This is a genomic window from Micromonospora sp. NPDC005206 (assembly GCF_040608175.1).
Classification (GTDB): Bacteria; Actinomycetota; Actinomycetes; order Mycobacteriales; family Micromonosporaceae; genus Micromonospora.
Genome location: NZ_JBEXHU010000008.1, coordinates 225168 through 236569 on the forward strand (window position 1 = coordinate 225168; position 11402 = coordinate 236569).

The following is an 11402-nucleotide window of genomic DNA, read 5'->3' on the forward strand; positions in this document are numbered from 1 at the left end:
TCTCTGGCGGGCCGCTCGGCGCGGGCCCTCCCACGGTGGTCGGCCTAGGCCGAGGTCAGTCGTTGACGGTGATGCCCATCGACCGGGCGGTGCCGGCGATGATCTTCTCGGCCTGGGCCAGGTCGTTGGCGTTGAGGTCGGCCATCTTCTTCTCGGCGATCTCACGCAGCTGGGCGCGGCTGACCGAGCCGACCTTCTCGCTCTGCGGAACGCCCGAGCCCTTCTGCACACCGGCGGCCTTGATCAGCAGCCGGGCAGCGGGCGGGGTCTTCAGCACGAAGGTGAAGGACCGGTCCTCGTACACGCTGATCTCGGCGGGGACGATGTCGCCCCGCTGGGATTCGGTCTGCGCGTTGTAGGACTTGCAGAACTCCATGATGTTCACGCCGTGCTGGCCGAGCGCGGGGCCGACCGGCGGCGCCGGCGTGGCCTGGCCCGCCGGCAGCTGAAGCGTGAACGTCTTGACGAGCTTCTTCTTCGGAGGCATGTCACTTCCTGGGGCTTGGAGCTGGGAAAATGCGGCTGACACCGCCCTCGGGGCGCGCACGGTCAGCGCGGTGCGACAGCGGCGACGTTCAAGAGTAGCGCAGGCCGCAGCCCACTCGTCCGCCGAGGTCGAGCGGGAGGGCGTACGCCGACGTCAGCGGCGGGCCGGGCCCGCCGCCGACGACCGGTCAGATCTTGGCGACCTGGTTGAAGTTGAGCTCCACCGGGGTCTCCCGGCCGAAGATCGACACCAGCACCTTGAGCTTCTGCTGGTCGGCGTTGATCTCGCTGATCGTGGCCGGCAGCGACGCGAACGCGCCGTCGGTGACGGTGACCGAGTCGCCCACCTCGAAGTCGAGGACCTTGATCTCGGGCTTCGCCTTCTTCTGCTCGGTCTCGATCGCCGGCGCCAGCCACTTCAGCACCTCGTCGAGGGAGAGCGGCGCGGGCCGGTCGGCCCGGTCGGTCGCGCCGACGAAGCCGGTCACGCCCGGGGTGTTACGGACACAGGAGTAGGACTCGGCGGTCAGCTCCATCCGAACCAGGATGTAGCCCGGGAAGACCTTGGCCTGGATCTGCGAACGCTTGCCGTTCTTGACCTCGACCTCTTCCCGGGTCGGCACCTCGACCTGGTAGATGAAGTCCTCCATGTCGAGGCTCGTGATCCGGGTCTCGAGGTTGGTCTTGACCTTGTTCTCGTAGCCGGCGTAGGAGTGCACCACGTACCAGTCACCCGGCGCGTAGCGCAGCTTCTGCCGCAGCTCGGCGACCGGGTCGTACTCCTCGTCCGGGGCAGGCTCGGTGGTTGGGAACTCCGGCTCGCTGGCGGCCTCAACCGACTCGTCACCAGCCGCCGTCGCGACCGTGGACTGCTCGTCCACCGGTCCGGCGGTCTCGTCGTACTCAGGCACGCTCGCTCACTTCCGTCACTATCGGCTCTGGAGGCAGCCGGTCAGCTCGAGTTGCCGAAGACAAACAGCACGACCTTGGCGAAGCCGTAGTCCAGCACACCCACGATCGTCAGCATCACTGCGACGAACGCCACCACCACGGCGGTGTATGTCAGCAACTCCTTGCGTGTCGGCCAGATGACCTTACGCAGCTCGGCCACTACCTCGCGGAAAAACCGGGCGATGCGGCCGAACACACCCACCCGACCGGTCTCCGACCGGGTGGTCGGCCGGCTGTCCGCCGACTCCGCCCGGGCGCGGGACCGCGTCGCGGTGCCTCCCCGGGAGACCGGCTCGTCCGCGCTGGTGGCGTCGTCGTCGGCTACGTCGTCGACGACCTCGTCGTCCAGACGATCGTCGCCGGCGTCCTCGCCGCGCCGCTTGTTGTCGGCCACTTCGCCCTCCGTCGCGGAATCTCGGGTCGCACGCCGGACGGCGTGCGCGGCGCTGTCACGCCGGCCGGACCAACCGTCCCGCGACGGGCCGCGGCCGGTGGATCAACCGGGGGGCCCGATGCCTCGGAACCACCCCGCCAATGCCACCACCACGGGCCGGACGCCGCCATCTCGGCGGCGCGACCCACGGGAACGGTCAGGCCTGAGGCGCAGGGGTGACAGGACTTGAACCTGCAGCCTGCGGTTTTGGAGACCGCTGCTCTGCCAATTGAGCTACACCCCTGTGCGGCAACTCTCGCCCCACGCGGCCACAGACGGCCGAGCAGGGGTCACTTGCCCCACGGCGGACCAGTGTACGGGTAGCCGCCCGACTTTCCCAACCGGTCTCCCCGCCTCGCGTGGCGGGAAGATTCAGCGTGCCGTCCGGATGGTGGCCCGCGCCTGCGAGAGCACCTTTTCACCCAGGCAGGTGGCGGTCACGTCGAGCCGGGTCAGGCCGTCCTCGGTCACCTCACGGACCACCGCGGTGACCTCGATCTCGGTCCCCTGGTCGTCGTCGGGGACCACGACCGGCCGGGTGAACCGGACGCCGTAGTCGACCACCGCGTCGGGCGACCCGGCCCACTCGGTGACGGCCCGGCCGACCAGCGCCATGGTGAACATGCCGTGCGCGATCACCCCGGGCAGACCCACCTTGGTGGCGAACCGGTCGCTCCAGTGGATCGGGTTGAAGTCGCCCGAGGCGCCGGCGTAGCGGACCAGGTCCGCGCGGGTCACCTGGAACGTCTTGGCTGGCAGCTCCATGTCACGCCTCCCCACGTACGACGATCTTGGACCAGACGGCGACCACCGGCTCGCCAGCGACCGTGCTCACGTCGGTGCGGGTGGTCAGGAAGCCGTGCCCGCCCCGGGTGGTGACGTCCTCGATGGTGCTCGCGCACACCAGCTCGTCGCCGGCGACCACCGGCCGGGTGTACGCGAACCGCTGGTCGCCGTGCACCACGCGGCTGTAGTCGACGCCGAGCGCCGGGTCCTCGACGATCTGGCGGCTCGCGGCCATCGTGACGACCACCGGAAAGGTCGGCGGGGCGACCACGTCCGGGTGGCCCAGCGCCCGGGCCGCCTCCGGGTCGTGGTGGGCCGGGTCGGTGGCGCCGATGGCGGTGGCGAACTCACGGATCTTTTCTCGGCCCACCTGGTAGGGGGCGGTCGGCGGATAGGTCCGGCCGACGAAGGAAGGGTCCAGAGACATGCCGCGAACCTACACGGAGAACACAATCGCCGATCTGCTCGGTCGGCGGCGGCGGAGCCGCGCCGGCCCGGCCAGATCGGCGATCGGGAAAGCTTCAACAATGGCCGGCGTGGGGCCGGCCGCAGGTCAGCGGGTCTCGCGGTGGACCGTGTGCCGACCGTCGCGCGGGCAGAACTTCTTCAGCTCGATGCGGTCGGGGTCGTTACGACGGTTCTTGCGCGTGATGTAGTTGCGCTCCTTGCACTCCACACACGCCAAAGTGATCTTCGGCCGGACATCGGTAGCCTTCGCCACGGCGGAGTGCCTTCCTCGCTAACGGAAACAACTACGACGCGTCAGCCTAGTCGCTGACTGCGCGGACATGCAAAGTGAGCGCCAGTGGCGCCCATCCCCACGGCCACCGGGACCGTGCCCGGAAGACGAGAGTAGCGGTGGCCGGACTTGAACCGGCGACACAGCGATTATGAGCCGCTTGCTCTGCCATCTGAGCTACACCGCCGCGGTGGGTCCAGCTGAACCCTCGAGCCCCCTTACGGAATCGAACCGTAGACCTTCTCCTTACCATGGAGACGCTCTGCCGACTGAGCTAAGGGGGCCTGCGCGATCTCCCCTGGAGGCGCGCAGAAGTAAGAGTACACGGCCCGGCTCGACAGGTGAAATCGGATCCCCGATGATCGTCCGCGCCCAGCTCAGGGCACGACACGAAGGCGTGGGAGCTCCCCGCCGGAGATCGTTTCCGGGTCGGCCTGGGCGCCGAACCAGGCGGCCAGACGCTCGTACGGCAGCGGTCGGCTGAACAGGAAGCCCTGACCGATCTCGCAGCCGATGTCCTGGAGGAGCTCCAGGGTCAGCTCACTCTCCACACCCTCGGCGACCACGGCCAGGCCGAACTGCTGGGACAGGGTCACCACCGCGTTGACGATCGCCAGGTCACCCGGGTCGGTCGCCATGCCCTGCACGAAGGAGCGGTCCACCTTCACCTCGTGCACCGGCAGCCGACGGAGGTGGGCCAGGGACGAGTCGCCGGTGCCGAAGTCGTCCACCGACAGCCGGACGCCGAGGTCGCGCAGTCGGCGCAGGGTCGGAATGGGCCGGTCGGTGCCGTCCAGCACCCCCGCCTCGGTGATCTCCAGGGTGAGGCGTTGCGCCGGCACCCCGTACTCCGTCAACAGCTCCTGCACCCGGTCCGGGAAATGCTGGTCGGTGAGCGTACGGGCCGAGAGGTTGACCGCGATGGACAGCGGCTGTTCGGCCAGTGCCCAGTCCCGGCTGCGGCGCAGCCCCTCGCGGAGCACCACCTCGGTGAGCCGGCTCAACTGGCCGGTGTGTTCGGCCACCGCCACGAAGTCTTCGGGGGCCACGGTGCCGTGCGTCGGGTGCTCCCACCGGGCCAGGCACTCGACACCGACCAGGTGGCGGTCCCGCAGAGTGACCTTGGGCTGGAAGTAGACCTCCAGCTCGTCATGGTCCAGTGCTCGGCGCAGATCGCCGGCGAGACCCAGCCGGCGCAGCGATCGGGACTCCAGCGCAGGGTTGAACAGCTGTACGCTGCCCGGCACCGACTTGGCGGCCGTGGCGGCGAGGTCGACCCGGAGCAGCAGGGTCGCCGCGTCGCTGCCATGATCCGGGTGTACGGCCACCCCGACGGCGGTGTTCACGTCGAGGGTGAGCGCGTCGAAGACCATCTCGTCGCGGATCTGGTCGCGCAACTGGCCGGCCAGCTCCAGTGCCGCGTCGGCGCTCTCCAACCGCAGCGTCACCAGGAACTCGTCCCCACCGGCCCGGCCGACCAGGGCCGACGACGGCGCGCTGGCCCGCAACCGGTTGGCGACCTCGGCGAGGACCTTGTCACCCGCCGCGTGGCCGAGCGACTCGTTGACCTGCCGCAACCCGTCGACGTCGAAGAGCAGCAAGGCCACCACCTCGCCGTCGGTGCGGATCTTGACCGACTCCTCCAGTGCGCCGGTGATCCGCCGCCGATTGGGCAGCTTGGTCAGGGCGTCGTGGTACGCGTCGTGTCGCAACCGATCGACCAGCCGAGAATTCTCCAGGGCCACCGCGGCGTGCGCGGCCACCGTCTCGAAGACGGCGATGTCCGCGGGCGTGAAGTTGTTGCCATCACCGAGGCGATTGGCCACCTCGAGGGTGCCGATGACGACCTGACCAGACCGCAGCGGCACCACTACCACGTCCTTGATCCGCCGTTCGGCCAGATCGGCGCGGAACTCTCCGTCGGTGGTCACACCGCGGCCGACGGCAATCGTGCGCCGGGTGTCGCGGACCCGCTCCCGGATCGTCGGCGGGGTGAGCGCCAGGTCGAGCAGACCGGGGTCGTCCACCCGGGCAGTCAACAAGGTCTCGGGGTGCCGCCCCTGGGCCGGGAGCCACAGCGTCGCGTACTCCACCTGCATCAGAGCGCGGACCCGGCCGAGCAGCGCGTCCGCCAGCCTGCCGCTGTGCCCGCTCTCGACCACCGCGCGGGTCAGGTCGTACAGGTCGGTGAGGGTGCGGTGCTGACGGAAGAACTGGGCGTAGGCCCGATAGACCAGGACAAGGCCGGCGCCGAGGGCGGCGAGCAGGAGCAGCGACCACCACGTGCTCCGGACCATGATCAGCACGATCAGGCCAACCGACACGTTGATCGCCGCGGTGAGCACCGCCGGCGTGGCGGTACGCAATGTCCCGCGCCCGGTCTGCCAGCCGTGCAGCAGCGTGTGCACCGCGGCCACGCTGGCGTAACTGATCAGGATCACCATGCTTACGGCGGCGAAGATGCTGACCCAAGTGCTTGGCCCCACCCCCTTGATGGGCGGGAATGCCTGGAGGACCAAGACGGCCAGTGACGTCCCCGCAGCGGCCCGCGCCACGTTGAACCACACTTTGGGCGCCGAAAACCGCTGCCGAGTGTGGGTGATGAGCGAACTCAACGTGTAGATGACCACCACCGTCAGCGGCGGCAGAAAGTAGAGTGCGAGGACCATTGGCAGCTCGGTGAGCGTGACACCGATCGTCTGCCGCCGAACAACCAGGCTGAGCAGCGGCAACCCCGCCACGATCATCAGGACGAGAAGAAGAGCTGCCTCCGGCCAGTCGCCGAATGGCTCCTTCGCGACCAACCCCGTGATGGTGGCGCAGGTGACCGCGATCAAAGCGAGAGGCGCGGTGATGATCCATGCGTCCTCGGACGACCTGCGCCGGGGTTGACCGCGACCGATCATGGCGCTCCTTCGGAATGACGCCGAGCGGTCACGACACCGTCACGGAGCACTCCGCCATTGGCGCGTGGCGCCCCGAACAGCCCAATTGGATGACGGACCCAGGGCGCCCAGCCGCTCACTGCCAGACGATGTCTGCAGTCTGCGCGGTCGGCCTGACGTGGTCACCCCGCACCTGCCAGACAATGTCGCCAGCCTGCACGCTCTGCCACACAATGTCGCCAGCCTGCACGCTCTGCCAGACAATGTCGCCAGCCTGCGCGCCGCCCCCTGCGCTGCCGCCGAGACTGACACCGCCGATGCCGCTCACGAGTGCGGCGAGGACTAGAAGTGAGCCAAACAGCCGGCCCAACCTACGACCAGACATGATTGCTCCTGTCGGAAAGTATCGTGGGGGTAGTGGAGGTTCCACGATCGTGCCACAGTGAGCGCAGCCAGAGAAGTGGTGGGCGGCCCGAATGGCCCCACCGTCTGTGACTTCCCGCCGTTCGGCCCACCGCCCTCATCACGCCGGGCCTGATCACGAGCCCGCAGGGCAGCTCACCGCTTCGTACAGCATTGAATACGACCTTCAACACAATTCGGCTCAGCCGTGCTGGGGCGATCAAATCTGGCGAGCCGGTCACTGTCAGTGACGGGCCTCAAGGGTAGGACGCGCTTGCGCTCCGTGTCCAGCCATCGACCACCATACCGGGTCTTCGCCAGCGCGCCAGCACCTCGACGGATCCCTTCCGGATCCACAGCTGGCGGCTCGAAGAACGCTGCACCAGCCCAAGGACAGGCCGAGGTGAGATCCCGTCTGGATGGCCTTCCTCGCCAGGCCGAGCCACCGTCGCGCCCGACGGTGAACTGCCTACGCTTTGGCGACCTCGGACGTACGAGCTCAGGAGCTCCGAAGCGGCCGGAACACGGCCCGCACCTCGGTGGAGAAGAGCTCCGGTTCCTCCCAGGCGGCGAAGTGGCCGCCGCGGTCGACCTCGTTGAAGTACGCGAGGTCGGGGTAGACCGTCTCGGCCCAGCTACGCGGGGCAGCCCAGATCTCGTCGGGGAACGTCGTGAAGCCGACCGGAACCGAGACCGGCGGAGGCGCCTGGCCGGACGCGGTGGCTGCGGCGATGGTCCGTCCAAATTCCCAGTACCACCGGGCGGCCGAGGCGCCGGTGCCCGTCAGCCAGTACAGCGTGATGTTGTCGACGATGCTGTCCCGGGTCAGGTTGCCCACCGGCTTGCCGTCGACGAACGCGCGGGAGATCTTGTAATAGCTGTCCGTGTCGTGGTCGAGCATCCAGGCCGCCAGCCCGACGGGTGAATCCAGCAGGGAGTAGCCGATCGTCTGCGGCCGGGTGGACTGCTCCAGGAAGTAGCCGAAGCCGTCCATTGTGAACGTGTTGAGCGCGTCGAGCGCCACGCGCTCCTGCTCGGACTTCGCCGGCAGTTTGTCCTTGATACCGATCGCCCCGGCGAGCAGATTGACGTGGATGCCGACCAGGCCATCGGGTCCCTGGCGGCCCATCGCGTCCGTGACGGCGGCACCCACGTCACCACCCTGGGCGACGTAGCGCGTGTAGCCGAGGCGGGCCATCAGCTGCGCCCACGCGCCGGCCATGCGGTTGGAGTCCCAGCCGAGCTCGGTCGGCTCACCCGAGAAGCCGTAGCCAGGCAGGGACGGCAGCACCAGATGGAAGGCGTCCTCGGCGGCGGCGCCGTGCGCGGTCGGGTCGGTGAGCGGCCCGACGGTCCCGAGCAGTTCGACGACCGACCCTGGCCAGCCGTGCGTCATGATCAGCGGCAGGGCGTCCTCGTGCTGCGACCGTACGTGGATGAAGTGGATCTCGACGCCGTCGATGACGGTCGTGTACTGCGGCATGGCGTTCAGCTTCGCCTCACACGCACGCCAGTCGTAGTCGGTCGTCCAGTAGCGGGCCAGCTCCTGGACCGTCGCCAACTGCACGCCCTGGGAGCGATCGGTGACCAGCTCTCGGGTGGGCCAGCGCGTGGCCGCGATCCGGCGCCGCATGTCGTCGATCACTTCTTCCGGCGTGTCGAGCCGAAAGGGGCGGATCTCGTTGTCGTCAGACATGTTCTCCACCTACCGGGTCGGATCGACCGGCACCGGGCGCCGGCGAGCTGGCACGCGCCCAGTCTCGCAGCGGACCCGCAACCGGCGCACCGAAACGCGAATTCGCGCCTGGGTCCAGCCCGTGGCCTCCACGAGAAAGACCCCGGAGCGCGTTTCCGCAGCTCACGGGGTCATCTCTGAACCTGGTGGCGGGTAGAGGATTCGAACCTCTGTAGCTTTCGCGACGGATTTACAGTCCGCTCCCATTGGCCGCTCGGGCAACCCGCCAGGGCACCCCACCGCGTCGTAACGCGGCGGCGGAAGCAAGGATAGCGGCTCACCCCGGCACCGGCGCAACCGGGTACGGTCAGGGGGTCGTGCTGCCGGTCGGCGGCCGACGGCAGGCCCAGTCCGCCGGACAGCAGGAGCAGAAGCATGGCAGCGAACCCGTCGTTCGACATCGTGAGCAAGGTCGACCGCCAGGAGGTCGACAACGCCCTCCGCCAGGCGGAGAAGGAGTTCTCGACGCGGTTCGACTTTCGTGGCACCGGCGCGGAGATCTCCTGGTCGGGCGAGGAGGCGATCGGCCTCCAGGCGGAGACCGAGGAGCGGGTGCGCGCCGCGCTGGACGTTTTCAAGGAGAAGTTGGTCAAGCGGAACATCTCGCTGAAGTCGTTGGACGCCGGCGATCCGCGCCCGTCCGGCAAGGTATTCAAGATCGACTGCAAGGTGATCCAGGGCATCGAGACGGACAAGGCCAAGGCGATCAGCAAGAAGATCCGCGACGAGGGCCCCAAGGGCGTCCAGGCCCAGATCCAGGGCGACCAGCTGCGCGTCACCGGCAAGAAGAGGGACGACCTCCAGGCGGTCATCTCGCTGCTCAAGGGCGAGGACTTCGGCGTCGCGCTCCAGTTCACCAACTACAGGTAAGGCGGCTTCGGGGCCCGGCCATGGGGCCGATCACGCCTTGTCACCTGGGCAGACGACGGCCTGGGGCTGGTCCTCGTCGGCCCGCCCGAAGCCGGCGTACCTCTTCTGGTGGCCTTTACGGCCGCGACTGCGATGCATCGCGGCATGAGCGATGGGTCGGACCATTCGCTAACGTCTGGCTGGTGGCGGCCGAAGCAGCGGGGGCATTTCGTCGGACTGCGATTGAGCGATCGGATCAGCGAATCGCCTGGGACCGGACGGACCAGGCCTTCTTCGCTGCCGGAGCGTGTCACATCCTGGCCTGGGTGTGCCGGGATTCCTACCCGGATCGGCCGATTGAGATCGCAGGGGTGCGCTTGGCAGACGGCTGGCAGGTCTTCCACGCCTACGCGCTCTGGGATGGCTGGGCGTTCGACCATTCGGGGTGGAACCCCGAGCCGGAATTGCTGACGGCCAACACAGCCTTCGAATGCCGGCCGCTGGAGCGCGTCAAGATCGTGGACAGTCTCGCCGAATTCTGCGAGGCGCACCACTCCCGCATGCCGCACCAGTACTGGCAGGACCCGCTCCCCCGTGCTCGCGACTACGTGAGCCGATACACCCCACCTTGGGCGTAGTTCTGGACTCGGCGCAACCCCTCAGCTACAAGAACCCGCTGAGCAACAGGTACCCGCCGCCAACCTCACCCGCCGCCTGAAGCGGTTTCCGGCGACGCCACACACGGCTCAATAGATGACGCTGTACCAGTGGGCGGTCTCGCCGGGAATCGGTGCCAATCGCACCCTGGTTCCGCCCGGCTGGTCGAACATGCGTACCCCGTCGCCGAGCAGCACCGGGGCGAAGAACATCAGGATCTCGTCGAGCAGCCCGGCCTGGATGCACTGTCTGGCGACGTTCGCGCCGAGGACGTTCACGTACCTGTCCCCGGCGGCCTCCTTGGCCTGCGCGACGGCGCTGTGCAGGTCGCCGGCGAAGGTGACGCCCGGGGCTGGCTCGACCGGCGGCCGGTGGGTGAGCACGACCACCGGTCCGTGGTACCGACCGCCGAAGGCCCCTTCGCTGTCGGTGCCGCGGTTCGGGTCGTCGCCGCCGAAGGTGCTGTTGCCGGCCAGGATCGCGCCGATGTTGGCCAACAGGTGGTCCGCCGTCGGGTTCTCGCCGACGAGGTGCTCGGTCAGCCAGGACATGTCACCACCCGAGCCGGCGATGTAGCCGTCGAGTGACGCTGTCGCGGAGTACAGCAGCTTTGCCATGGGTCTCCTTCCACTGGTCGGTCCGAAGACCGCCTAGAGCCGGAAGGGTGCGGGCTTGCATCCGGTACCCGGGTACGGGCTTACCGTCGGGTGGTGAGCGACCGACACCCTGGGACGGACGATACGTGGGTCCCCGACTCCTGTGACCTGCCCACCGCCGAGCAGCCCGTGCGCCTCGCCGAGTTCGACCGCTTCTTCGCCGACGCCGTCCGACGGCTCGATCGGCCGTCCGCGCAGCTCCTGCGGCTGCACCTGGTCGGCACGGCGGAGGCCGAGCGCGCCGCCCGGGACCTGACCGCCCGTGAGTCGGCGTGCTGCTCGTTCTTCACCTTCGAGGTCACGCGGACCGGCCGGGACGCGGTGACGCTCGACGTACGGGTGCCGGCCTCGCACGTCGGCGTTCTCGACGGCCTGGCGGAGCGGGCGCGGCCCGTCGGCGTACCCGGGTCGGCCGGGTCGTGGTTGCGCAGCGGTCAACTGGCCGACGCGGCGGGGGTGAACCCGCAGACGCTGCGCTACTACGAACGTCGTGGCCTGCTGGCCGCGCCACGGCGCTCGCCCGGAGGGCACCGGCTGTACCCGGCGGAGTCGGTCACCCGGCTGCGGGTCATCAAGACCGCGCAGCGTCTCGGCTTCACGCTCGGCGAGGTCGCCGACCTGCTCCACGCCGGCCAGCGGCATCACCGCCCGAGCACGGGCCTACCGGCTCAGGCCACGGCCAAGCTGGCCGAGGTGGAGCGGAGGCTGGCCGACCTGACGGCCGTCCGAGACACCCTGCGAGCGGCGATCTCCGCCGGCTGCGACGACCTGGTGGCCTGCGCCGGCAGCTCCGGCTGCCCGCTCCCGTTCGATCAAGCCTGAC

The 11402-nt window shown here is 68.9% G+C and carries 13 protein-coding genes and 4 tRNA genes; 3 read left to right on the forward strand and 14 right to left on the reverse strand.

Features of this window, described 5'->3' with window-relative positions; all coding sequences use genetic code 11:
- Positions 1 to 55 precede the first annotated feature (55 nt).
- The 13 genes from rplK to ABZU69_RS14550 form a co-directional block, all read right to left on the reverse strand.
- Entirely contained in the window at positions 56 to 487 is a 432-nt protein-coding gene (rplK, locus tag ABZU69_RS14490) for a 50S ribosomal protein L11 (RefSeq protein WP_354964806.1), read from the reverse strand.
- Positions 488 to 674: 187 nt separating this feature from the next.
- Entirely contained in the window at positions 675 to 1397 is a 723-nt protein-coding gene (gene nusG / locus ABZU69_RS14495; protein ID WP_354964807.1) for a transcription termination/antitermination protein NusG, read from the reverse strand.
- 41 nt (positions 1398 to 1438) lie between these two features.
- A complete protein-coding gene (secE, locus tag ABZU69_RS14500; RefSeq protein WP_089018931.1) occupies positions 1439 to 1831 on the reverse strand; it encodes a preprotein translocase subunit SecE in 393 nt (130 codons plus the stop codon).
- A 210-nt stretch (positions 1832 to 2041) separates the two neighbouring features.
- Positions 2042 to 2114: transfer RNA gene (locus ABZU69_RS14505), tRNA-Trp, on the reverse strand.
- A 128-nt stretch (positions 2115 to 2242) separates the two neighbouring features.
- Entirely contained in the window at positions 2243 to 2635 is a 393-nt protein-coding gene (locus ABZU69_RS14510; RefSeq protein WP_354964808.1) for a MaoC family dehydratase, read from the reverse strand.
- Between the two features lies 1 nt (position 2636).
- Positions 2637 to 3083 (reverse strand): MaoC family dehydratase N-terminal domain-containing protein, encoded by a 447-nt coding sequence (locus ABZU69_RS14515; protein WP_074314636.1) that lies wholly within the window; start codon positions 3081 to 3083, stop codon positions 2637 to 2639.
- 126 nt (positions 3084 to 3209) lie between these two features.
- Positions 3210 to 3377, reverse strand: a complete 168-nt coding sequence (rpmG, locus tag ABZU69_RS14520; RefSeq protein WP_007073056.1) for a 50S ribosomal protein L33 — start codon at positions 3375 to 3377, stop codon at positions 3210 to 3212.
- A gap of 132 nt (positions 3378 to 3509) precedes the next feature.
- Positions 3510 to 3582 (reverse strand) — tRNA-Met (locus ABZU69_RS14525).
- A gap of 24 nt (positions 3583 to 3606) precedes the next feature.
- Positions 3607 to 3679: transfer RNA gene (locus ABZU69_RS14530), tRNA-Thr, on the reverse strand.
- 93 nt (positions 3680 to 3772) lie between these two features.
- Positions 3773 to 6301 carry a bifunctional diguanylate cyclase/phosphodiesterase gene (locus tag ABZU69_RS14535; protein WP_354964809.1) on the reverse strand — a complete coding sequence of 843 codons (2529 nt, stop codon included), beginning with the start codon at positions 6299 to 6301 and terminating at the stop codon, positions 3773 to 3775.
- Positions 6302 to 6416: 115 nt separating this feature from the next.
- Positions 6417 to 6608 carry a hypothetical protein gene (locus tag ABZU69_RS14540; RefSeq protein WP_354964810.1) on the reverse strand — a complete coding sequence of 64 codons (192 nt, stop codon included), beginning with the start codon at positions 6606 to 6608 and terminating at the stop codon, positions 6417 to 6419.
- A gap of 573 nt (positions 6609 to 7181) precedes the next feature.
- A complete protein-coding gene (locus ABZU69_RS14545) occupies positions 7182 to 8378 on the reverse strand; it encodes an epoxide hydrolase family protein (RefSeq protein ID WP_354964811.1) in 1197 nt (398 codons plus the stop codon).
- Positions 8379 to 8561: 183 nt separating this feature from the next.
- A tRNA-Tyr gene (locus ABZU69_RS14550) sits at positions 8562 to 8645 on the reverse strand.
- Positions 8646 to 8792: 147 nt separating this feature from the next.
- Between ABZU69_RS14550 and ABZU69_RS14555 the strand changes: the two genes are divergently transcribed.
- Both ABZU69_RS14555 and ABZU69_RS14560 read left to right on the forward strand, forming a co-directional pair.
- Complete coding sequence (locus ABZU69_RS14555) at positions 8793 to 9287, forward strand: YajQ family cyclic di-GMP-binding protein (protein WP_354964812.1); 495 nt, start codon at positions 8793 to 8795, stop codon at positions 9285 to 9287.
- 182 nt (positions 9288 to 9469) lie between these two features.
- Positions 9470 to 9904 carry a hypothetical protein gene (locus tag ABZU69_RS14560; protein ID WP_354964813.1) on the forward strand — a complete coding sequence of 145 codons (435 nt, stop codon included), beginning with the start codon at positions 9470 to 9472 and terminating at the stop codon, positions 9902 to 9904.
- Positions 9905 to 10012: 108 nt separating this feature from the next.
- Here ABZU69_RS14560 and ABZU69_RS14565 read toward each other — a convergent pair whose 3' ends face one another.
- The gene (locus tag ABZU69_RS14565) at positions 10013 to 10540 is read right to left on the reverse strand and encodes a dihydrofolate reductase family protein (protein ID WP_354964814.1); all 528 of its coding nucleotides are present in this window, start codon (positions 10538 to 10540) and stop codon (positions 10013 to 10015) included.
- Positions 10541 to 10633: 93 nt separating this feature from the next.
- Between ABZU69_RS14565 and ABZU69_RS14570 the strand changes: the two genes are divergently transcribed.
- Positions 10634 to 11401, forward strand: a complete 768-nt coding sequence (locus ABZU69_RS14570; RefSeq protein ID WP_354964815.1) for a MerR family transcriptional regulator — start codon at positions 10634 to 10636, stop codon at positions 11399 to 11401.
- The last annotated feature ends 1 nt before the right edge of the window (position 11402 follow it).